The following is a 22,969-nucleotide window of genomic DNA, read 5'->3' as shown; positions in this document are numbered from 1 at the left end:
TCATGGCAATGACCATTATCCCCCGAACACATTGGTCAATGCGATATCGATCGCATCGGTGATCCGATCGATATCTTCAGCTGTCGCGATCAGGGCGGGAGATAGGCACAGCGTGTTATTGAACCCTTGAATCGCACGGCTTGTGGCGCCGATGATGACCCCTTGGCGCATACAATCCGCGACAACCGCCTGCACCATCTTTTCGGGTGCGGGTTCTTTACTCACACGATCGCTCACCAGCTCAGCGCCACAAAACAGCCCCAAGCCGCGCACATCCCCGATAGCCTCATGCTTTTCTTGCAACTTTCGCAAGTTGCCCATCAACCGCGCGCCCATCTTTTGGGTATTCTCCAATAGGCCCTCATCCTCAATAATCCGCATATTCTCCAACGCCGCCGCCGGACCGCCTGTGCAGCCGCCAAAGGTCGAAATATCGCGGAAATGGTTGAGTGGATCCGCGGCATCATCTTTAAACAGATCAAACACGCGCTCCGTCGTGACAAGGCAGGCAATCGCGGCGTAACCCGAGGCAACGCCTTTCGCCATCGTCACGAAATCTGGTTTAATTCCATAGTGTTGGTAGCCAAACCACTTACCTGTACGCCCCACGCCGCACACAACTTCGTCGATATGCAGCAAGATATCATACTTCTGACAGATCTCCTGAACGCGCTCCCAATACCCTTCTGGCGGGGTGATGACGCCGCCGCCAGCGGTCACCGGCTCAAGACAGATCGCTCCGACTGTTTCCGGCCCTTCGCGCAGAATCACTTCCTCGATCGCATCGGCGGCGCGGCGACCATAATCCTCAACATCCCATTGCTTACGGTATTCCATGCAATGCGGAACCGACACAAAACCCGGCGTATAAGGGCCGTATTGGGCGTTACGTTCATCCTGTCCGCCTGCGGAAATCGTCGTAATCGTCGCGCCGTGGTAATCGCGCTCCCGGTAGAGGATTTTATGCTTGGCGCCGCCGTAACGCTTGTGCGCGATCTGCCGCACCATTTTGAACGCTTTTTCATTGGCTTCGCTACCCGAGTTCACGTAGTAAACGCGGCTCATTCCTGGCATTTTCTCGATCAGTTTTTCCGCAAATTTCGCACTGGGAATCGAGCCTGCGGATTGTGCGAAGTAGTTAAGTTTTACGAGCTGTTCGCGCACAGCATCCGCGATTGTTTCGCGCCCGTAGCCGACGTTGACCGTCCACACCCCGCCCGACACGGCATCAAGATGTTCTTTTCCCGTGATGTCCCACAGCTTCATCCCTTTGCCTTCGACCATGATTCTCGGATCGACGGTTTCGTAAGGTTTGTGCTGGGTAAGGTGGTGCCAGACATGCGATTTATCGGCCGCGATCACATCAGCGAAATCGTTGGTTTGGGGCGCTTGGGTCAAGGGTTCGGTCCTCAGATTTGGGGGGAGGTTTTCGGTTGTCTCAAAGACGCCCATCCTTGCGGCGTGGATGCCTCTTTCTCTAGCCATCTGCTCAAAGAATGAAGTTGAGTAGGGCCAGTTCGCCCAATCGTATAGCGCCACTTTATCAGGGCCGTTGTTTCACGTCGCAACCGTGTGCTGAAATTTACGCAGGTGCTGAAATCTCAAGCACCCGAATTTAAAATGACCGGCGAAAAGTCGGCATAACCCCCAACGGATTAACCAGTGATAGGTCCGACAAGGCCAAGTCCAGACAAGGAGACACTATGAAACTACTCGCGAAACTCGCCCTCAGCGCCGCTGTCTTGATCCCGCAAGCTGCCTTGGCAAATGACGAGATCACTGTTGGCTACTTCTTGGAATGGCCTATGCCTTTCCTCGCTGCAAAGGCCGATGGCGCTTATGACGAGGCTCTTGGCGCAAAGGTTAATTGGGTGAGCTTTGATACCGGCACGGCGATGTCGGCTGCGATGGCCTCAGGTGATGTGCAATTCGCCATTTCTCAGGGCGTCCCTCCGTTCGTTGTGGCCGTGTCCAGCGGCCAGCCGATCCAGACGCTGGATGTTGCAGTGAGCTATTCCGAGAATGACAACTGCGTCGTCGCGACCGCCCTTGAAATTGACAAAGACAGCGCGGGCGAGCTTGCCGGCAAGAAGGTCGCCGTACCGCTGGGCACCGCCGCGCATTACGGCTTCTTGCGTCAGATGGAGCACTTCGGCGTTGATGTAAGCTCGTTGAGCGTCGTCGACATGGCGCCGACGGATGGCGCCGCGGCTTTGGGGCAGGGCGATGTCGATATGGCCTGCGGCTACGGTGGTGGCCTGACGCGCATGAAGGAATACGGCAACGTTTTGCTAACCGGCGCCGAGAAAGAAGCCCTCGGGATTTTGGTGTTTGACGTCACCTCCGCCCCTGCGGATTACGTCGCAGAGAATGCCGCTCTCGTGACGAAATTCCTCGCCGTCACTGCGGAGGCGAACGCCGAGTGGAACGCCAACCATTCCGACGAGATGCTGGCCAAAATCGCACAAGAATCCGGTATGGATGTCGCCGCGGCCAAGGCATCGCTTGACGGGTTCACCTTCCCGACTGTCGAAGAACAGCTGTCGGAAAAATGGCTGGGCGGAAACGCGGCTACGTTCATGAAGGGCGTCGCGGATGTCTTCGTCGAAGCGGGATCGATCAGCTCCTCGCTTGAGAGCTACGAGGGTTCCATCGCAACCGGCCCTCTGGCGGCTGTCCAGTAAACTGGCGGCGGGGGGTCGTTTGGCTCCCCGCCATATACCTTCAGACGTGATCAACAGTAAGGAGCCGAAGGTGGGCCAGTTGAAAATCGATAACATTTCCATGCGTTTTGATCTGCCCAATGGGTCGCATGTTCAGGCGCTTGAAGATGTGTCTCTTGAATTGAAAAAGGGCGAACTGCTGTCCGTTTTGGGGCCCTCGGGCTGCGGTAAGTCGACGTTGCTCAACATCCTCGCGGGGTTTTTGGCCCCGACCTCGGGCGAGGTTACGCTGAACGGCAAGCCCGTGCGCGGCCCTGGCCCGGAACGCGGGATGGTGTTTCAAAAGGGCGCCTTGTTTGAATGGATGAGCGTGCGCCGCAATGTCGATTTCGGTCCGCGTATGAAAAGCATGCCCGAATGTGATCGCAACACGATTGTGGAAAACCTGCTGTCGACTGTCGGGCTTGCGCAATTCAAGGAGAAGGCCGTCTATGAGCTTTCGGGCGGGATGCAACAGCGCGTCGCCCTCGCGCGGTGTCTTGCGAATGATCCCGACGTTATTTTGATGGATGAACCCCTCGGTGCCCTAGACGCTTTGACGCGCGAGAAGATGCAAGGGTTGATCCTCGACCTGTGGAAGAAGACCGGCAAGACGATCATTCTCATCACCCACTCAGTCGATGAGGCGTTGTTGCTGGGCGAGCGTCTCCTGGTCATGGCGCCGCGGCCGGGAAGGATCTTTAAGGAATATAACCTGCCATTTGCCGAGCGCGCCGCCCACAGCGATATTCGTCACGTTAAAGAAGACCCGCAGTTTGATGCCACCAAGAAAGAAATTCTGGAGATGATCTGGGGAATGGAAGAAGAAATCATGGGAAGTGCTGCGGTGAAGGAGGGTAAGAAATGACTGGCCTGTTTATCCTGACCGCTTATGCCATTCTGTACTTCCTGTCCTATTTGATCTTGCGTCTTATCCGCGCCAAAACCGCCCCTGCCGATGATTTCATCGCGCGCAAGACTGTCACGTTCGGGGATGAAAGCGCCGTCCGGCCGGATCGTGCCGCCTCGATTATCTCGTTGGTCGTGGTGTTCCTGCTTTGGGGGGCCTTCACGGGATCGAAACTGGTTCCGATTCATGTTCCGGGCCCGTTTAGAGGCGAAACATCTTTCACCTTCACCGCCAGTGATGCGGCGGGCCAGACGGCCGATGCGCGCGTAGACGTCGTTGTGCATGACATGGGCGAAAGTGTTGAGACGCCGGACCCCGCCGCCGATACCGGCTTTGCGCAATCCGCGACCGCGACAGTGGCCGCTTGGCGATCCGTCTTGGTGATCCCGAAGCAAACCGATGGAGAAAAAGCGACTGTCGTAGCCATTGACGGCAAACCGATTGCGGCCGGCCAAACGGTGCAAGTCGCCGACGGGGATGTCACGATGACCGAGAAGGGGTCGCTCAATTTCGCACCCTCGCCTGGTTTACAGATGGAGCCGATCTGGATGCCGGCGCCAGAGCACGTTGTCGCGCGTTTCTTTGAAATCGCGAAGAATGGCTATCAGAACGTCGATCTGTGGTCGCATGTCGGCTGGTCGCTTTGGCGCGTGATCGCAGGGTTTGTTTTGGGTTCGATCATCGGGATCCCACTGGGATATGCGATGGGCCTTTCCGGATGGGCACGAGGTTGGTTTGATCCGATCGTCGAATTCATGCGCCCAGTGCCGCCATTGGCGTTGATCCCGCTCGTCATCATCTGGTTCGGCATCGGTGAAAATGGAAAAATCGTCCTGCTGTTCCTTGCCGCGCTATGGGTAATGATCATCGCGGCGCGGGCAGGGGTGTCGGGTGTCAATATCACCAAGGTTCAAGCGGCCTATTCCCTTGGCGCATCAAAGTCCCAAATCCTGTGGCATGTCATCGTGCCAAATTCGTTGCCGGAGATCTTCACGGGTGCGCGGGTTGCGATGGGAGTTTGCTGGGGAACCGTGGTCGCGGCAGAGCTGGTCGCGGCGGAGATGGGCGTCGGCAAGATGATCGTGGCCGCATCGAAGTTCCAATCCACCGACATCGTGATGATGGGGATTGTGATCATCGGGATCATCGGCTTCGGGATCGACGTGCTGATGCGTAAATCCGAAATCTGGTTGGTGCCGTGGAAAGGCAAATCCTGATCCAGCATCAGTAACGACCAAAACGAAAGCGGGCCCCCAGATCGGAGGCCCGCTTTTCTATGCTGCGTTACAAGCTTACTGGATTAAGCCCTCAAGGCCCTTCGCGCCCGTCACAACCGCCGTCAAAAACATCACGCCGAGCGCCATCATCCGGTAGCCGCCATCCCCCAAACGGCGGAACAACAAAGTGCCTAGATGGGTGCCGAGTAGGAGAGCGGGCAAACTCAAGATCGCCGCATAAAGCATATCCAACGTCGCAATATCCGAAGTGAGCAAAACCGTCGTGAGAACAAACACCGCCGTCCCCGCGAAGAAAACCAGCAAGGACGAACGAGACGTCGCCTTATCCGCGCCCGTGCCGAGGAAATAGGCCACTGCGGCAGGCCCCGGCATCGCGGCGATGCCCGCGAGAAGCCCCGCAATCGCGCCCGCAATGATCGCAGGGCGGCGACCGCTGCGGAACGTGAGCTTTTTCGCAATCGCAATCAGCCCGATGAACACGAATATCGCAATCAAGATACGCATCACGTCCGGCGAAAGCCCCGCCGCAAAAATCGCACCAAGCGGCGCGCCGATCAAAGCGCCCAAAAACAGCAGTTTCAGGGCGGGACGATCAATTGTTTTCCGGTTGTGATAGATATCTACCGGCGCGACCGCAATTTGCAGGATTTGCACCATAATCACCGCGAATTGCGGCGGTACGACCATGCTATAGAGCGGAACAGCAGCAAGGGCGAAACCGAATCCGGTTACGCCCCGCAAGAACCCCGCCGCGAGTGTCGCGACGGGTAAAATGATCCAATGTTCCATCAGTCGAAGTTCATCACGATGGTTTTCGAGCGCGTGAAATGTTCCACCATCGCCTCCAAAGATGCTTCCTTGCCCAGACCAGACCGCCCGAACCCGCCGTAAGAGACATTCGGCTGGATCGTGAGGTTTTGGTTTACCTGCACATAGCCCGCGTTAAGACGCGATGTGCTATCGAGCGCGGTGGACAGATTACGTGTCCAAACGCTGGCGGCAAGCCCGTAATGCGTGGCATTGGCGCGTGCGATGACATCCTCATAATCCGACCAGCTTTGCACTACGGCAACAGGCCCGAAGATTTCCTGCGTGACGCAGGGATGATCCTCGGGCAAGCCCAGCAAAAGGGTCGGCAGCATGAAGAGCTCTGGCGCGAGGGCAGGATCGGATGGCAGAGTTCCGTAGGTTTTAATCTCGGCACCATCGGTGTTTTTCGCCAGATCGACGAAACGGTCAACAACCGCCTTTTGTTTAGCATTGATGATTGTGCCGACATCCGTTGCCTCGTCGAGCGGATCACCGATCTTGAGCTTGTTCAGCGCGACGCCGATCTTATCCATGAATGCGCCCATCAAGCTCTCGTGGACGTAAATCCGGCTCGCGGCTGTGCAGCTTTGGCCTTGGCGCGTGAACCGCATCCCCGAGATCGCACCAGCAACGGTTTTTTCCAGATCGGCATCTTCGCAAATGATCATCGGGGATTTCCCACCAAGTTCAAGCGAAGCTGGAATGATTTTGCTGGCTGCAACCTCGTAGATCTTTTGGCCAACCGCCTCCGAGCCAGTGAAGGTAATTTTCGCGATTTTAGGATGATGCGTCAGAGCCGTACCGCAGCGCGCACCGTCGCCATTGATAACATTCAAAACACCGGCAGGGAGGTGCTCCATCAAAATCTCGGCAAAGAGGAACGTCGCAAATGGCGCCTCCTCGGAGGCTTTGAGCACAACCGAATTCCCCGCGACAAGCGCCGGCCCGATTTTCAATGCGCCAAGAACCAAAGGCACGTTCCACGGCAAGATCGCCGCCACAACGCCCAAGGGCTCCAGCGTCGTCATGGTGAGCATTCGCGGATTATAGGGGATCGTCTGTCCCTTTAGTTCTGAGCCCAGATTGCCATAGAATTCAAGAATTTCAGCGGCAACCGCGACTTCGCCGCGGCATTCCGTGCGAATAGCCTTGCCAGTCTCGCGCGCTAGAACCTGCGCGATCAACTCCGCATTTTGCGCGATCGCACGTGCCCCTGCGGCAACCCGTTTGCCACGTTCGCGCGCGGGCACTTTCGCCCAGTCGGCTTGCGCTTTGCTCGCGTTTTCGATCGCAAAATTGGTCTCGTCCGCGCCGCTCGCGGCGGCTTTCCCCAGCAATGCACCCGTCGCCGGATTAAGCACATCAAGGGACTCTTGCGCAGGTTGAAGCGCGCCGCTGATCAGGTTCGCCTGTGCGTAGCGGGCGATGACATCTTCCGGAGTGTTAGGAAAAGCAATAGACAAGGTCATGGGAGGTCTCTTTTGCACGTGAGATGATGATAAAGCTCTGCCAGACAATCAAAATTTAGCATAGGGCCAGAGGTCTTCCTCCGTAAGTCCAGTTTGCGTGGTCTTCTGTATCGGATGCGAAAATCGATATATGCAGGGCGCGGATATGAAAGGGAGAGAATTTATTACATAAGACGGATTATCTGCCAAATCGATTTTGGGACGACCTCAGTAAGCCAAGGTCCCATCCACTCCCACAACACGTGGACTGGCTTAATTTTTATTGCGGCGAATTGTCGACTTTAGCTTGCTCACACAGTAAACTCTTTGCTCGTGAAACCACGTCCAACGCCGTGACGCATCCCGAGCGATCCTACCCGAAGCCGCCCGCGGCAACAGATCGTGCTGTGGTCGCACCGCACCTAAGTTTGCTTCAATGGCGTGGCTGAATGTTTATATCAGTTCTGAAAATCAGGTTTATGTTTTGGCCCCCCGAAGTCGGCTTTCGTTACTTCATCGACCCCGTCTCGATATATCGCTGATGCCAGCTTAACGCCTCGGGAAGCGCGTGCGGCGCGTGTTTGCCAAAGCTGCTGTGCTGAGCGCGCTGATAATAGTCACGCAGCGCGTCGCGGTAATCAGGGTGCGAGCAATTTTCGATAATTTTCATCGCTCTTTGCTTGGGCGCCAAACCGCGAAGATCGGCAAGGCCTTGTTCTGTAACAATCACCTGAACGTCTTGCGCAATATGATCCACGTGGCTCGCCATTGGAACGATCGCCGAGATTTTGCCACCTTTGGCCGTAGACGGGGTCACGAAGATCGAGACATAGGCGTTACGCGCAAAGTCGCCAGAGCCGCCGATACCATTTTGCATCCGCGAGCCCATGACATGGGTCGAATTCACGTTGCCATAGATATCGGCCTCGATCATCCCGTTCATCGCGATGCACCCAAGTCGACGCACCAATTCGGGGTGGTTCGATATCTCTTGAGGCCGCAAAATAAGCTTGTCACGGTAGCGATGCGCATCGGCGTTGAAGCGCAGTGCAGCCTCGGGGCTTAAGGAAAACGCGGTCGCGGACGCCATCCGCAACTTACCCGCATCCAGCAGATCGAGCATACCGTCCTGAATAACCTCGGTAAAAGAGGTCATGTTTTCAAAGGGGCTGTCCAGCAAACCCGCCAAAACCGCATTGGTGACATTTCCGACGCCTGATTGCAGCGGCAATAAAGCGGCCGGCATGCGACCGAGATTGACCTCGTGTTTCAGAAACTCCAGCAGATGCCCCGCAATCGCCTTCGCTGTGCTATCGGGCTTGGCAAAAGGCGCGTTGCGATCCGGCGTGTCGGTTTCAACGATCGCGATGATCTTACGAGGGTCCACTTTAAAATGAGTTTGGCCGATGCGATCATCCGGTTTCACAAGCGGGATCGGCAAACGGTTGGGCGGCAAAGCCGTGCCGTAATAGATATCATGCATCCCGTTCAGCGCGTCACTTTGCCAGCTGTTCACCTCGAGGATGATGTTTTGCGCCCGCTCCAACCATGTTTTATTATTGCCGACTGATGACGATGGGATCAGATCGCCCTCAGGTGTAAATCCGGAAATTTCGACGACGGCGGTATCCAGATCGCCCAGAAAGCCTTGCCACGCCATTGGCGCGACTTGGCTCAAGTGCATGTCGCAATAGTTCATCTCGCCCGCATTGATTTTCTCGCGCGCGACAGGGTCCGAGTTGTAGGGCATGCGAAAATCGATTCCGTTTGCCTTGGCCAATGCGCCGTCCAACTCAGGCCCTGTAGATGCGCCTGACCAGACTTTCACCTGAAACGGATTTCCCGCCGCGTGTTCCGTTTCGATCTGCGCTGCGAGCGCCAAAGGAACCGCCTTGGGATAGCCCGATCCGGTAAAGCCGCTCATCCCGAGTGTTGCGCCGTTATGGATAAGAGATGCGGCGGCATCGGCGCTCATGATCTTGGATTTCAGCGACGCGGGTGCTGTGCGAATGGTCCTCGTCATGATGAACTCCACTTGGCATGACTTTACGAGATGTCGTTAAACCGACTGTCTGACGTCCGTGTAACATGCGACCCGATGACGATACCCCCTGCGATAGGGGTGGATAACCCCCGTTCCGGCGCGACTTGCATGCCATATTGTCGCAGTACAGGATTTGTCACGTATGCAGCAGGCGCGATTTCTCGACCGATCGCCAAGATGGGCAAAGTATTTTGAGATAGCTCCCGAGGACACCCCATCTATGCGTTCACTTTTTCAGCTTTAACGCGTAGTCACACGGATAATCAAAGCGGTGCCCGCGCAAGCCGTTCGCAAACGCTTTACCTTTGAATTTCAACTGCTAACCTCGGATTTAATGCGGCGTTGTCACGGCGGCATTGAGCACAGATTTCCGACCCGTTGGAGAAAGCCACATGATCGTCAGGGAAGCCCCGTCTTCATTGCGGTTGTTCTTTGTAATTCAAGGGTCGGTGATCCCGCGGATTATGAGCCGGATTATCGGGGTCACTCTCCTGTCGCTCGCGGTTTTGCTGATAGATCATCACGTGGTGCGGCTTCCCCATATCTCCATTGCCGCTATGGGGGTTTTCGGGGTGGCATTGTCGTTGTTCTTGGGCTTTCGCAACAATGCTGCCTATGACCGTTGGTGGGAAGCGCGCAAGCTATTGGGTAGCATGATTGCCGATGTCCGCAGTTTAGGGCGCCAAACGAGCGTTTTCGTCGGCAAGGGCGAGGATCGCGACTTTATCATGACGCATGCGGTGGCCTTCGTGCATCTTCATCGTGGGTTTTTGCGCGGTGTTGACGTGCGATCTGACATCGTTGGATGGGTCGGGGAGGCGCAGGCGGACGCGTTGATCTCGCGCAGAAATGCGGCGGATGCCGCGTTGAACGCCATTGCGAACCGTTTCCATGACCTTGGGAAAAGTGGTTCCCTGACGACGCTAGGTCAGGTGGCGATGACGGAGACACTCGCTGCTTTGGGGTTGGCGCAGGCAGGCTGTGAGCGGATCAAGACAACACCCCTGCCCTTCGTTTATTCGCTTCTGGTGCGCCGCACGACCTATTTCTACTGTTTCATCATGCCCTTCGCCTTGATCGACGCGACCGGATGGTTTGCGCCCCTTCTCGCTGCGGTCGTCGCCTATGTGTTCTTCGGACTGCAAGCCGTGACCAATGAATTGGAATTGCCATTTCACAATCTGCATAATGGCCTACCGCTGGACGCGATCTGTCGCGTGATCGAAGTATCCGTGTCCGAGGCGCTGGACCGCCCTGCCCCCGAAGCTTTGCTGCCCGAAAACCATGTGCTGACCTGACGCTGCGAGCCGCTCTATCGTAGCCTCGATCCGCAAGCGCGTCTGATCGTTGCACATCAGACCTATCGGATCGATTGCCAGACTGAATCAAACAAGAAAATCCATCCCCTGTTTGACGTCTGCTCGAATGGCCGCCACGAACCGTTCAGCGTCCCCCGCCCCCAAAGCTTCGGTGATCTCATGGTGGAAATCGTCCGCAAAATTAGAGGCCCCGTATTTCACACTGATAAACCGCATTGAGGGTCCGTAGCGCATCCAGAGGATTTGGATCAGATTGAGCAATACGGGCGACATACCCTTATTATAGATCAGAAAATGAAACGCGTGGTTGTTCCGCATGTAGCTCGAGACATCTTTCTCGACGATCGCCTTGTTGATGGCCTCGTCAAACTCTCGCAACAGCTTCAGATCGCCTTGGGTCAACTGAAGGAATGCTTTGCGGGCGATTTCGCCTTCAAGGTAAATTCGCGCATTCAGAATGTCGTGGTGACTTTCCGGAGTCAGCGTCGGAACTATGATCGAGCGGCTATCGACAAACTGAAGGGCCCCCGTCGCAACAAGCTGACGCACAGCGTCGCGCGCTGGCATGATGCTCGTGCCTTCGGCTAAGGCCAGCGCACGGATCGAAATCCGCTCTCCTGGCTCAAAGTTTCCTTCGCACAGTTTCTGGCGCAAACGCCCAAAAATTGACTCGGACGCGGTCGTTGCTTCGTACCCCATACCCGTGCCGGCTCCCTTTCTAATTTCAGACTGCTTACATTATTTGCAACTGAAGTTTGAGTACCAAAAAAATAACTAAATCAGTTTACATGTGTTATAACATCTGCATTACTGTTATAGCAACGGTAGTGCGATCGCAGATTCGTTGCCAGAGTTATTTCGGCGAATATGAGAGAACGCGATGCTTTTAGAACACAAGAATGCTTCTGCATGGGACAGCCCCCACGATATTACGCACGCGCACAAAATGGCGCGCGGTATGTCGGTGACGCGCGGCCTTTCCCCTCGCGCCCAATCGCTCATGGCGCGGTGGGCGTTGATTGCCCCGATTATCGCGTTTTATGTCATCTTTTTCGTTTGGCCGATCACGACAGTTGTTCTGCGCAGTTTGTCACCGAGTGGCAAATTTGACCTTCAGAACCTCGTCTTAACTCTGGACAACTTCCGGCAATTACTTGGCGACGATTTTTTGTTGTTGGTCGAGATGCGGACGTTGAGGCTCGCGCTTTTCTCTACGATCATCACAACAGCGCTCGCATTTCCCACCGCCTATTTCATTTCACGGCTTAACAAGTGGCCCGCGTCGGTCTTGTTGCTGTTGATCCTCATCCCGTTCTGGGTCTCGATCGTGGTGCGGCTGTTCGCGGTGACGTCAATTTTGTCGCCGAACGGCCCCCTTAACCAAGCCAGCCTAGCGCTTGGGTTTGGTGAGTTCTCGCTGCTGTATTCCCAAGCCGGCGTGCTTGTCGGGACGGTTATGTACCTGTTGCCCTACATGATCCTTATTCTTTATGCGGGCATGGTGGCAGTTGATGGCAACCTGTTGCTGGCCGCGCGAACAATGGGCGCGAGCGCATCTTACTCGTTCTTCCGCGTCTATCTGCCAATGGTCAGCTCATCCCTGCTCAGCGGCGCGTTGCTGATCTTCATCCTGTCCCTCAGCTTTTTCGTGGTGCCCGCCATCCTTGGTGGTCCGCGTGACCAGACGATAGCTGTCTTCATCCAGCAGCAGATCGACATTTTCCGCTGGGGTATTGCAAGCGCGATGGGGGTTGTCTTGCTGGTTGCAACGGCAATTTGCTATGTCGGCGTGCTTAAAGCGGCGGGCGGGTTTCAGGCGGGCGGCGTCGGATCGGTTCAAGCCAAAGGTGTTAGCGCGGAGCGGCCCTTCCGCTGGTCGCCGCCGATGGCTGTCGCAGCGATCTGCACAGTCGTCACCGTCACGATCTTGGTCGTCCCGGTCCTGTTCGTCTTTCCGCTCTCAATCGGTGACACTGGAACGGTTGTTTTCCCGCCACGCGGCTTTACGCTAAAATGGTTCGGCGAGGTATTCACATCGAAAATCTGGCTGGGTCCGATCCTGCAATCGGTCGTGGTTGGCACTGGAACGGCAACGCTTTCCGTGTTGATCGGCCTGGTGCTGGCACGCGTGACAAACAGCATAAAGTCAACGACGGGAAAGGCCGTAATCAGTGGCCTCGCGCTTGCACCGATCATTGCACCCGCGATCTTGCTGGCGATTGGCATCTTTGATGTCGAGCTAAAGCTGAAATTAACCGGAACAACACTCGGGCTTGTCCTCGCGCACACGGTCATCGCCGCGCCTTTGGCCTTTGCGTTGATTACGGCTGCGATGGCCGGTGCCAATCGCGGGGTGGAGGAAGCCGCATGGACGTTGGGTGTCTCGCGCACTCGCACGTTTTGGGCGGTAGTTGTTCGCGGCATTATGCCAAGCGTCGTCGGTGCCTTCGCTATCGCCTTTGTCACCTCTTGGGATGAAGTCGTGCTCGCGCTGTTTTTGCAAACAGGCCCGAGTAAAACGCTGCCCGTGACCATTTATAAATATCTCGAGAGCGGTGTCGTGCCGACGGTTCCTGCCATGGCCTCACTGCTCATCATTTCGGTTGTGGCGATCGTTGCTGTGCGTGGGGTCGTCAGTTCGATCATGGCACGACGCCGCGCTCTTGTTCGGGAGAGAACATGAATATGATTTCACAGTTTAACGAAACCAGCTTGGGCCGCGTTGTCGCGTCCGATATCCACCTCGATTACAATGGCACGCCTGCCCTGCAAGATGTGGCGATAGAGGTGAAAGCGGGCGAATTCTTTACTCTTATCGGTCCATCGGGTTCTGGCAAATCGACACTGTTACGTATCATCGCGGGCCTGTTGGAACCAAAACAGGGCCAGATCGCAATCGACGACTCCGACGTGACGCATGTGCCAACACAAAAGCGCGACATCGGCTTTGTGTTCCAAAACTATGCTCTATTTCCGCATCTCACGGTTTCTGAAAACATTGAATTCGGATTGCGGGCGCGCAAGCTGGACGAAAAGCTGCGCGTCAAACGTTTGGCCGAGATGATCGAACTAACCGGGCTTGGTCACCTAGCGGGTCGGTATCCCGCGCAATTGTCCGGCGGCCAACAGCAGCGCGTTGCCCTTGGCCGCGCGCTCGCCCAACGACCGCGCGTTTTGCTTCTTGACGAACCGTTGGGCGCGCTTGATCGCGCCTTGCGAGAGGAGCTCGGCGGCGAAATCAGGCGCATTCAGCGCGAGTCGCAAACCACGGCGATATACGTCACGCATGACCAAGACGAAGCATTTGTGCTCTCCGATCGGATTGGCCTGATGCGCGATGGGAAAGTGTCGCAAATTGGAACGCCCGAGCAACTATACCGCGCGCCGAAAGATTTGTTCGTGGCAAAGTTCTTGGGCAGGACAAATCTGTTCCCTGCGCAAGTTATGGGTCACGGCCCAAATGGCACAACCGCTCGTATAGGCGATGCGGTGGTCACCGCCCGCGCCTACGACGCCAACGCCTCCGCGCACGCCTTTTGCTCGGTTCGGCCGGAACAATTGGTTCTCAGCACGGGCACAGTGCCCCAAGGGCACGACAAGATCACGACAGCCGTTGTGACAGACAGCCGTTTTCTCGGTCAGCGTCACACTGTGCAGGTCGCGATAGACGGGATGCTATGCGCCGCGGATCTGGACCCAGGCGGGCCCGTTCCAGCGGTTGGCGCCAAGGTGACCCTCTCGGTACGGTCGGGCGCATCTGCGCTCGTGCCACGCGACATAAGCTAAACACCAACCCCCAACAGTCGAGGTAAAACAATGAAAAATAATTCAAAAAAAGTCTCTCTCCTGACAACCGGCCCCATCGCGGCACTGCTCGCGGTTGGCGCCCAGCCCCTTGCAGCGCAGTCTGGCGGTGTGCTGTTTTATGATACCAGCGGCGGCGTGGTCTATGAAGCCGAGGCGGCAACGCTCTTCAAAGATTTCACCGCAGATACCGGTGCAAACGTCGTTGATGACTACAACGATTCCGCGACAAAATTCTTTGCCTCGGCAGAGGCCGGTTCAATGCCGTGGAGCCTCGTGCTGTTCCCGACGATGAATGACGCTGCAATCGCCGCCAAAGATGGCCTGCTGCAAAAAATCGACACCTCGGTTGTTCCGGTCGGTGACCTCGTTGATGGCACCTATGATGACTACGGCATTCAAGTCGGCACATTTGGTATGGTTCTGGCGTGGGACGATTCCGCGTACCCTGACAAAAAGCCGTCCGAGATGGCGGATTTGTGGGATTTGGAAGCTTTCCCCGGCAAGCGTTGCTTTTTCAACAACCCTCAATACGGCTGGACACTTGAGGCCGCATTGCTGGCAGATGGCGTCGCACCCGCCGAACTCTATCCGCTGGACGTTGATCGCGCTTTGAAAAAGCTGGATGCGATTTCCGACAGCATCACTTGGTGGTCCAGCGGCGGACAATCGATCGAATCCTTCGAGAATGGCTCGTGTGATATCGGTATCCTTTGGGCCAACCGTGCCTTCACCGCGCTATCGGAAAACGGCTTCCCTATGAAGATCACATGGAATGAGGCGGGCTATTCCAACAGCGTTTGGTCCATTCCCGCCGACGCACCCAATGCCGAGGCCGCCCAAGCGTTGATGGGCCATGTCATCAAGAACGTTGAAGGCCAGATCGCCTTTGCATCTAAAGTACCAACGCCAATCCCTGCCTCGCTCAAAGCCCTCAGCCCGTCTGATTTCCCCGACGAGGTGCAGGCGTTCTTGCCGGTCGGTTCGAATGTCGACGGGTCGATCGTGCAAGATAGCGATTACTATCTGAACAATCTTGATGCCGTGCTTGACCAATTCAACCGTTGGGTTGGCCAGTAACACCCCAACCTTTGCGCGCGCCTGCTGGGCAATCGGTCGGCGCGCGCATCGCCCATTTCCCATAAAAGACAATACGAAGGACCACGACCATGAGGATCGTATGCATTGACGGCGAAGCCCAGTATAAGGACATCGTCGCGCGCGATGTGAAAGCGCCGTTGGAAAAGGCCGGCCACGTATTCGACTGGTTCGAAGAGTCCTTTGCCGATCCCGAGGCCGCGATCGCGCGGGCATCGGGGTATGATTGCCTATATGTCGTAGGAGACCAAGGCCCCGTGCCAGCCGGCTTGATGGAGCGCAATCCTGATCTGAAGCTCGTGAGCTTTGTCGGGACGGGCGCACGCCGTTTCGTTAATATGGATGAGGCAGCAAAGGCCGGTGTGACCGTCACTAACGTGTCCGACTACGCCAGCCAAAGCGTTGCGGAGCATGCGATTGCACTTATGTTTGCCGTTGCCCGCCGGATCAATGAAGGTGCGAGCATCATCCAAGCGGGTGGTTGGGATAAAAACCAAGGCCTGAAATTATCGGGGCGTCGTATTGGTGTCGTTGGCACAGGCACAATTGGCCGTCGCGTCATCGCGATGGCGCAAGGGCTGGGGATGGAAGTCGTCTATTGGGCCCGCTCGCCGCGCGACGATATCAAGGCGCAATGGGTCGCGTTGGATGAGCTTTTTGCGACATCGGATGTGGTGTCATTGCACCTCACTCACACCCAAGAAACCGATGGCATGATCAGCCGCGCGCTTCTCGAGAAAATGAAGCCAACGGCCATCTTCATTAACACCGCCCGCGCCGAAATCGTGGACAATGTGGCGTTGAACGAAATCATCAATGCAGGTGCCATTTTTGGGGCCGGTCTGGATGTATTTCCCGTAGAACCGCCGATTGAGGGTACGCTGCCTAAAACAGGTCTGAATACGGCCCTGACACCTCATATCGGTTTTCACACAGATGAGGCAAACGACGTCTTTGGCTATGCTGGTCAGAACATCCTCGCCTTTATCGCGGGTCAGCCGACGAATGTGGTGACCTGAATGCGCAGAGTCTTGGTGGATATGCGCCGCGTCTCTTTTTATGCCGGAGCGACCTGAAATGAATGACACGTCTTTGACCAAGACAGCCAACGACCGCTTGTTGCAAGACTTGCGGGGTATCGTAGGGGCGCATCATGTGCTCACGGGCGACACGCGAACCAAACGGTTTCGCAAAGGGTTTCGATCCGGGTTTGGGGCGGCCTTGGCCGTCATCCAGCCCGGAACGCTCTTGGAACAATGGTATGTGCTAAAAGCCTGCGTCGCGGCGGATAAAATCGTTATCATGCAGGCTGCAAACACGGGCTTGACCGGCGGGTCCACCCCCGACGGCACCTATGATCGAGATGTCGTTTTGATCAGCACGAAGCGGCTGTCAATGCTGCACCTGATCAAGGGCGGGGCCCAAAGTATCGGCTTTCCGGGCACAACGCTTTACACATTAGAAAAGGCGTTGAGCCCGCTGAACCGACAGCCCCATTCCGTTATCGGAAGCTCTTGCATCGGGGCCTCGGTGATCGGCGGGATTTGCAACAATTCCGGCGGTTCTCTTGTCGAACGGGGGCCCGCCTACACCGAGATGTCGATTTTTGCCCAAGTGTCGGAAACGGGAACGTTGGAGCTGGTGAACCATCTTGGGATTTCGCTCGGGACGACGCCGGAGCAAATTCTGACGCGGTTGCAAGCAGGCGACTATACCGAACACGATATTCAGGACACGAACGCCAAAGCATCAGACACCGGTTACGCCACACGCGTTCGGGATGTTGAGGCAGCAACACCGGCGCGGTTCAATGCTGATAAACACCGTCTGCACGAAGCTTCGGGCTGCGCGGGCAAACTGGCTGTCTTTGCCGTGCGCCTCGACACCTACCCAAACCCCGAGGCCGAAACGACATTTTACATCGGCGCGCGCGATCCTGCGGCCCTGACACAGTTGCGCCGCGAAATCCTGACGGATTTCGAAACACTTCCCGTCAGCGCGGAATATCTGCACGCCGACTACTATGACCTTATCCGGAAATATGGCAAAGATTCCGTGGTAATGATTGATAAGCTGGGCACGGATTGGTTGCCGCGGTTTTTCGCCCTCAAAGGCGCGATTGATGCGCGGTTGGAGCGCGTACCGTTCTTACGCCATGCCACTGATCATTTCATGCAGGCGCTGGCAGCTGTCTGGCCAACCATCGTGCCCAAGCGCATGGACGACATACGCGCGCAATTCGATCACCACCTGATTTTGAAAGTACGCGATAGCGGCATAGAGGAGGCACGTGCAGCGCTGAGCAAACTTCGAGCCACAAGAACGCTCGACTTCTTTGAATGTACCGCACGAGAGGCAAAAATCGCGGCACTCTATCGCTTCGCTGCGGGGGCCGCGTCGGTTCGGTTTCGGACCATCCACGCCAAAGATGTCGAAGATATTTTGGCATTAGATATCGCCTTGCGCCGGAACGACGAAGACTGGTTTGAAACCCTTCCCAAACAGATCACGGATCAAATCGTTCATGCGCTGTATTGCGGGCATTTTCTCTGCCATGTCATGCACCAAGATTACATCGTGAAGGCCGGCGTTGATGTGGAGGCGCTTAAGACACAGATGCTCGAGATATTGGACAAGCGCGGAGCGGAATACCCCGCCGAACATAACGTCGGACATCAATATCTCGCAAAGCCGGATTTGGCGGCGTTCTATCGTAAAATCGATCCAACGAACACGCTGAACCCAGGTTTGGGGAAGATGTCCAAGCGTAAACACTACGCCGAGTCATAACCCCAAGGGATCAACTGCCGTTTACTCCGCGCCGATTTTTCGTGCTATGGCATGATGCTTAAGATTTGCGGCATCATACCTGGAGTGCAGGACCTTGGACGACAAAAAACCGGCGAGTGATTTCCCAATGCGGGCGATGGTTTATGACACTTTACGCCACAGGCTGGTGACGGGGGCAATCACGCCGGATCAAATTCTGTCGTCCCGTGCGATCGCGCGAGAGCTGTCTATCAGCCCTATGCCGGTTCGTGAGGCGATTTCCCGCCTCTCCGCAGAACGTGTGCTCGAGATTAAATCCCAAAGCAGCGTCGTTGTCCCGCAGATGACTTTGGATCGTTTCAACGATCTTCTGTTCAGCCGCCTACAACTTGAACCCGCCGCAGCAGTACGTGCGCTACCTGCAATCACGCCCGCTATTATTTCCGAGCTCGAGCAGATCGACCATCGTATGAATGTGGGTCTCGATTCGGGCGACGTGGCGTCCTATATGCTCGGAAACTATGAGTTTCATTTTAAACTTTATGGGGCCGAACCAGCGCCGACTTTGATGCGGCTAATTGAAATGCTCTGGTTGCAATTTGGCCCAATGATGCGCGTCGTTTTTGAACGCTACGGCGCATCGCAGCGTGAACATGACAAACATCCCGCGATCCTTCAGGCCCTTCGTAACAGCGATACGGATGCCCTGAATAAGGCGGTGACTGACGATGTTATGGACGGCATGAACCTTGTTTTGAGCAATATCAAATAACCCGCATTTGCCATCACGTTTCACGTTTACAAACTGCGATCTCAGTTATAGGCTTTCGCACATGTCGTGCAGAAATTGGCGGGATTTCCCAGTCGGCAAGCCAATCTGGCTTTGACCGCTATATGGGCGATTTCCAATGATGTGCCTTTCAAAAAGCTAGGATAAAACGATGGACGCTTTGTATTATTTCGATCTGAACACCCTCGGTGAACCCGTCGAGGGGGCGCCGTTGCCCGAACGCATTATCAGTGGCGCGCCTACAAATAAGACGTGGGAAATCGAAGTGACGCCAGATGGGTCGGTCAGCACTGGCGTTTGGGAAGTCCAAGTCGGCTCGTGGCAGGTGGTTAAAGAAACTTGGGAGTTTGTGACGATCATTCAAGGCGAGTCAGAACTGATTGAGGAAGGCAAAGACCCTCGCAAAATAACAGTTGGCGACAGCTTTATCATGCGGCCAGGCCACAGCTACGTCTGGAATATTATTACACCGACAAAGAAGATCTTTGTGATCCGCGAGAACGTCTAAGTTAAAGGAGGCAAAGCGCTGTTCCCCAACGCGCTTTGTCACGAACGGCCACTGCCAGTAGGCCGCAAACACCCACCGCGCAGCCGCCGCCCCAGCCCTCTCTGGCGATCGGGTGGCGGCTGCGCGTGATGAAACCCACCCTCTCCGCGCGTATTAAACCCTGCTTTTGAAAAGCGGGACGTTTTCCTGTGGCCGCCCGTCACAGACCATAAGGTTTATCGGTGATTGGGTCGAAAGGGCCTTTACATGTGTTATAGCAATTGGCAATCTGTTATAACACATTGCAGACCCAGACAGGGTGCTTCCCAAGGATAGATGATGCCGGAACCTATTACCGAAAGTGGCCATAGCATTCTTGCAGGGGTGTATGATCTGAACGGCTGCCTGCGCGGCAAACGTCTACCTGCGGCCATGGCAGAGAAATTGGCCTCGGGCGCGTTTCGGATGCCAATGTCCAGCATAGGCGTGGATATCTGGGGCACAGATGTTGATGGCAATTCCTTGGTCATGGAAAACGGCGATAAAGATGGCGTATGCCTCCCAACGGGGCGTGGTCCGTTGCACATCATCGGATCTGCAAACCATTGCCCTTTAATTCCGATGTGGATGACCCTTGAAGACGGGTCACCCTATCTCGCCGACCCCCGCCATGCGTTGGCGCTTGTGCTACAACGCTTTGCAGATATCGGACTAACTCCGGTCGTTGCGACGGAATTAGAGTTTCACTTGGTCGATCCAAATTGCGTGCGCGCCACTCCGATTGCCGATCTGCGCAGTGGGAAACCAAGGCGTGCCGATGCGATCTATTCTCTGGCGGAAATCTCCCGCGTCTCGCCTTTTCTGGATGCGGTTTACGCAATGGCGCAAGCGTGCGGTGTTCCCGTGGAGACTGCGATTTCTGAAGGCGGTTCAGGGCAATTCGAGTTCAACCTGAGCCATGTCGGCGATGCGCTGCGCGCCGCAGATGACGCCGTAATTTTAAAACAAATCATCAAAACCTGCGCGACCGAACAGGGGTTCTCCGCCAGCTTCATGGCGAAGCCATATCACGATGAGGCCGGCAACGGATTCCATGTGCATTTCAGCATGTTGAATGCAGCAGGTGAAAATGTGTTTAATGACAGTACCGAAGACGGGTCCGATTTGCTCAAACATGCCGTCGGAGGGCTGATCACCGCAATGCCCGCAACAACCTTGGTTTTTGCCCCGCATTTAAACTCTTATCGGCGCCTTTGTTTGGGGAGTCTCGCCCCAACCGTGGCCGCTTGGGGCTACGAAAATCGCACCGCCGCCATTCGCATTCCCGGTGGCGCCCATGCCGCGCGCCGTATTGAGCACCGCGTCTCTGGCGCGGACGCAAACCCCTACCTTGTTCTTGCCGCGATCCTTGGGGCCGCCTTTGTCGGGATGTCAGAAAAAATATGCCCGCCCGCGCCCCAGATAGGCAATGCGCATGAGGGCAACGCCACACAACTTCCCCTCGACTGGCGCGGCGCGACAGACGCATTTGAGGGGAGCGCTATGACGACCAGAATCTTTGATCCTTCCCTCATCGCGATGTTTGCCGCCTGCAAGCGGCAAGAGCAGGACGTCTTTAAATCATTGGTTTCAGATGTCGAGTATCAAGCATACCTCGACGCCGTGTGAACTATCAAAAATATACAGAGGATTGCCACACATGGCTGAACCGCATTGCAAAAGCTACTACGCCGCAAGCGCCAACAACACCGCAGCCTTCCCTAAGTTAGAGGGTGATATCGATGTTGATGTCGTAATTGTCGGCGGCGGATTTACCGGTATCAACTCGGCGTTAGAGCTTTGCGAACGCGGGCTGCGCGTGGCGGTGCTTGAGGCCAATCAAATCGGTTGGGGGGCAACGGGGCGCAACGGCGGGCAGATCACGGGGTCCCTCTCGGGCGACAAGGCGATGGAACGCGAGTTTAAAAAAACCCTCGGCGCAGAGGCCAAAAAATACGTTTGGGATCTACGCTGGCGCGGGCATGACATTATTAAAGCGCGCGTTGAGAAATACGGTATTCGCTGCGATCTGAAGCACGGTCACATGCTGACCGCATATAAACCTTCGCACATCCCCGGCCTTCAAGACATGTACCGCGAGGCGTGCGAAAACGGGATGGAAGATCATGTCGAGTTCATTGAGGGCGCGGATGTTAAGCAATACCTCGAAAGCGATTTATACCCCGCCGGCCTGCTGAACCGTAAGAACATGCATGTTCATTCATTGAACCTCTGCCTCGGGGAGGCGGACGCCGTGCGCTCCTTGGGCGGACAGATTTATTGCGACACGCGGGTCACCGAAATTGTCCATGGCAAGCGCCCCATCGTCAAAACGCAAAACGGCCAGGTTACAGCAGACAACGTATTGCTTGCCGGAAACGCCTATCACCATCTGGCTCAAGGCCCGATGAAGGGCGCGTTATTTCCGGCCTCTCTGGGGATAATGGCAACGGAACCGCTTTCCGAGGAGACAGCCAACGCTATCAATCCGCATGATATTGCCGTCTATGATTGTCGGATGGTTTTGGACTATTTCCGTCTGTCGGCTGACAAGCGCCTGATCTTCGGGGGCGGCACAAATTATAGCGGCAACGGTCACAGCGCGACCGCCGTTGAAAAGGAACTGAGACCGGCGCTCGAGCGAACCTTCCCGCGCTTGAAGGGGGTCAAAATCGACTACCAATGGTCGGGTCAGGCGGGGATCATCATCAACCGCATTCCCCATCTCGGGCAAATCGCTCCGAATGTGTTTTTTGCAGAAGGGTATTCGGGCCACGGTGTCGCGACATCCCACATCGTTGCCGAAGTTATGGCCAATGCGATCACACGAGGCACCGATGAGCTCAGCATTTTTACGAACGTGCGCCATACGAAATTGCCATTCGGGAAATGGTTCGGAAACACCGCAATCTCTCTGGGTATGTGGTATTATAAGCAGTTGGAAAATTTGAAATAATCGCGCAACATGTGTCAAAACAGCAGTTTGGAATAGAACATCTGGCTGTTTGTCGCATAGCTATGTGCCTCACGCGCCGGCGCGGCCCGCTTCATTGATGAAGCAGACCGCGCCAGTTTAGCAAAAGCGTCACCGCGACGCCGCGGACCTCCCGCTGTCGAAAGGATCTGCGCCTTGCGCTCCGCCTAGGTCACACTTGCCCGTCCTTGCCGTGAAACAGGGATTGCGCCGTATAGACCAAAATAGCCGCGCCAATGGCTCCGATCCCCGCCACGCCCAAAAGGACGATGACGTCAACCGGACCACCGACATCACGCAGATGCGAGTGGGTCATACGCTGGACAAAAAAAACCGCGGCGACCGCACCGAAGGGCATTGAGAGCTGCGCCAACATGAATTTGCGCATCGACATTGCCCGGTCGCGGACCAGCACGTAGAGATACGCCCCCGTCACGACACAGGCCACCGCAACCATTGCCCAAAAGACCCCGCGTCCGAAGATCTCCTCAAATACCGCAATCATGGTTTCAAACGTCATTTGTTCCATAATGCTCT

Annotated in this window: 19 protein-coding genes; 13 read left to right on the top strand and 6 right to left on the bottom strand. The window is 55.8% G+C overall.

Translation table 11 applies throughout. The features are described from left to right. Nucleotides 1–15: 15 nt before the first annotated feature. On the bottom strand, nucleotides 16–1,398 hold the full coding sequence (locus SJY32_RS00465; protein WP_376870321.1) for an aspartate aminotransferase family protein: 1,383 nt from the start codon (nucleotides 1,396–1,398) through the stop codon (nucleotides 16–18). Nucleotides 1,399–1,703: 305 nt separating this feature from the next. On the opposite strand from SJY32_RS00465, the gene SJY32_RS00460 reads away from it, so the two are divergent. The 3 genes from SJY32_RS00460 to SJY32_RS00450 all read left to right on the top strand — a co-directional run bounded on the left by SJY32_RS00460 (nucleotide 1,704) and on the right by SJY32_RS00450 (nucleotide 4,829). Continuing rightward, on the top strand, nucleotides 1,704–2,684 hold the full coding sequence (locus tag SJY32_RS00460) for an ABC transporter substrate-binding protein (RefSeq protein ID WP_376870319.1): 981 nt from the start codon (nucleotides 1,704–1,706) through the stop codon (nucleotides 2,682–2,684). A 100-nt stretch (nucleotides 2,685–2,784) separates the two neighbouring features. Then, entirely contained in the window at nucleotides 2,785–3,570 is a 786-nt protein-coding gene (locus SJY32_RS00455) for an ABC transporter ATP-binding protein (protein ID WP_376871014.1), read from the top strand. A gap of 5 nt (nucleotides 3,571–3,575) precedes the next feature. After that, nucleotides 3,576–4,829, top strand: a complete 1,254-nt coding sequence (locus tag SJY32_RS00450; RefSeq protein WP_376871011.1) for an ABC transporter permease — start codon at nucleotides 3,576–3,578, stop codon at nucleotides 4,827–4,829. A gap of 75 nt (nucleotides 4,830–4,904) precedes the next feature. Here SJY32_RS00450 and SJY32_RS00445 read toward each other — a convergent pair whose 3' ends face one another. The 3 genes from SJY32_RS00445 to SJY32_RS00435 all read right to left on the bottom strand — a co-directional run bounded on the left by SJY32_RS00445 (nucleotide 4,905) and on the right by SJY32_RS00435 (nucleotide 9,131). Further along, a complete protein-coding gene (locus tag SJY32_RS00445; protein WP_376870317.1) occupies nucleotides 4,905–5,639 on the bottom strand; it encodes a TSUP family transporter in 735 nt (244 codons plus the stop codon). Then, a complete protein-coding gene (locus SJY32_RS00440) occupies nucleotides 5,639–7,129 on the bottom strand; it encodes an aldehyde dehydrogenase family protein (protein WP_376870314.1) in 1,491 nt (496 codons plus the stop codon). Before SJY32_RS00440 ends, SJY32_RS00445 begins: the two co-directional genes overlap by 1 nt. A gap of 487 nt (nucleotides 7,130–7,616) precedes the next feature. Continuing rightward, nucleotides 7,617–9,131, bottom strand: a complete 1,515-nt coding sequence (locus SJY32_RS00435) for an acetyl-CoA hydrolase/transferase family protein (protein ID WP_376870312.1) — start codon at nucleotides 9,129–9,131, stop codon at nucleotides 7,617–7,619. A gap of 413 nt (nucleotides 9,132–9,544) precedes the next feature. On the opposite strand from SJY32_RS00435, the gene SJY32_RS00430 reads away from it, so the two are divergent. Beyond that, on the top strand, nucleotides 9,545–10,450 hold the full coding sequence (locus SJY32_RS00430; RefSeq protein ID WP_376870310.1) for a bestrophin family protein: 906 nt from the start codon (nucleotides 9,545–9,547) through the stop codon (nucleotides 10,448–10,450). Between the two features lie 87 nt (nucleotides 10,451–10,537). On the opposite strand, the gene SJY32_RS00425 is transcribed toward SJY32_RS00430, so the two are convergent. Continuing rightward, nucleotides 10,538–11,170, bottom strand: coding sequence for a GntR family transcriptional regulator (locus SJY32_RS00425; protein WP_376870308.1), 633 nt, complete (start codon nucleotides 11,168–11,170; stop codon nucleotides 10,538–10,540). 259 nt (nucleotides 11,171–11,429) lie between these two features. Here SJY32_RS00425 and SJY32_RS00420 point away from each other — a divergent pair, with 259 nt between their 5' ends. From SJY32_RS00420 to SJY32_RS00380, 9 genes are all read left to right on the top strand, one after another. Further along, complete coding sequence (locus tag SJY32_RS00420; RefSeq protein WP_376870305.1) at nucleotides 11,430–13,154, top strand: ABC transporter permease subunit; 1,725 nt, start codon at nucleotides 11,430–11,432, stop codon at nucleotides 13,152–13,154. Then, nucleotides 13,151–14,257 carry an ABC transporter ATP-binding protein gene (locus SJY32_RS00415; protein WP_376870303.1) on the top strand — a complete coding sequence of 369 codons (1,107 nt, stop codon included), beginning with the start codon at nucleotides 13,151–13,153 and terminating at the stop codon, nucleotides 14,255–14,257. The genes SJY32_RS00420 and SJY32_RS00415 overlap by 4 nt, the downstream gene beginning before the upstream one ends. A gap of 30 nt (nucleotides 14,258–14,287) precedes the next feature. Continuing rightward, nucleotides 14,288–15,355, top strand: coding sequence for an extracellular solute-binding protein (locus SJY32_RS00410; protein ID WP_376870301.1), 1,068 nt, complete (start codon nucleotides 14,288–14,290; stop codon nucleotides 15,353–15,355). An 89-nt stretch (nucleotides 15,356–15,444) separates the two neighbouring features. Then, nucleotides 15,445–16,392 carry a 2-hydroxyacid dehydrogenase gene (locus tag SJY32_RS00405; protein ID WP_376870299.1) on the top strand — a complete coding sequence of 316 codons (948 nt, stop codon included), beginning with the start codon at nucleotides 15,445–15,447 and terminating at the stop codon, nucleotides 16,390–16,392. Nucleotides 16,393–16,450: 58 nt separating this feature from the next. Further along, nucleotides 16,451–18,163 carry a D-lactate dehydrogenase gene (dld, locus tag SJY32_RS00400; protein ID WP_376870297.1) on the top strand — a complete coding sequence of 571 codons (1,713 nt, stop codon included), beginning with the start codon at nucleotides 16,451–16,453 and terminating at the stop codon, nucleotides 18,161–18,163. 94 nt (nucleotides 18,164–18,257) lie between these two features. Continuing rightward, the gene (locus SJY32_RS00395; protein ID WP_376870294.1) at nucleotides 18,258–18,914 is read left to right on the top strand and encodes a GntR family transcriptional regulator; all 657 of its coding nucleotides are present in this window, start codon (nucleotides 18,258–18,260) and stop codon (nucleotides 18,912–18,914) included. Between the two features lie 169 nt (nucleotides 18,915–19,083). Continuing rightward, nucleotides 19,084–19,440, top strand: a complete 357-nt coding sequence (locus tag SJY32_RS00390; RefSeq protein WP_376870291.1) for a cupin domain-containing protein — start codon at nucleotides 19,084–19,086, stop codon at nucleotides 19,438–19,440. Nucleotides 19,441–19,758: 318 nt separating this feature from the next. Next, on the top strand, nucleotides 19,759–21,087 hold the full coding sequence (locus SJY32_RS00385; protein ID WP_376870289.1) for a glutamine synthetase family protein: 1,329 nt from the start codon (nucleotides 19,759–19,761) through the stop codon (nucleotides 21,085–21,087). Nucleotides 21,088–21,118: 31 nt separating this feature from the next. Beyond that, entirely contained in the window at nucleotides 21,119–22,414 is a 1,296-nt protein-coding gene (locus SJY32_RS00380; protein ID WP_376870286.1) for an NAD(P)/FAD-dependent oxidoreductase, read from the top strand. Between the two features lie 190 nt (nucleotides 22,415–22,604). Here the strand turns inward: SJY32_RS00380 and SJY32_RS00375 are convergent, their stop codons facing one another. Next, the gene (locus SJY32_RS00375) at nucleotides 22,605–22,961 is read right to left on the bottom strand and encodes a DUF5368 domain-containing protein (protein ID WP_376870283.1); all 357 of its coding nucleotides are present in this window, start codon (nucleotides 22,959–22,961) and stop codon (nucleotides 22,605–22,607) included. Between the last annotated feature and the right edge of the window lie 8 nt (nucleotides 22,962–22,969).

The organism is Albirhodobacter sp. R86504, assembly GCF_042466415.1.
Classification (GTDB): domain Bacteria; phylum Pseudomonadota; class Alphaproteobacteria; order Rhodobacterales; family Rhodobacteraceae; genus Albirhodobacter.
The sequence above is the reverse complement of the archived record's forward strand: the minus strand, read 5'-3'. Positions and strand labels throughout refer to the sequence as shown.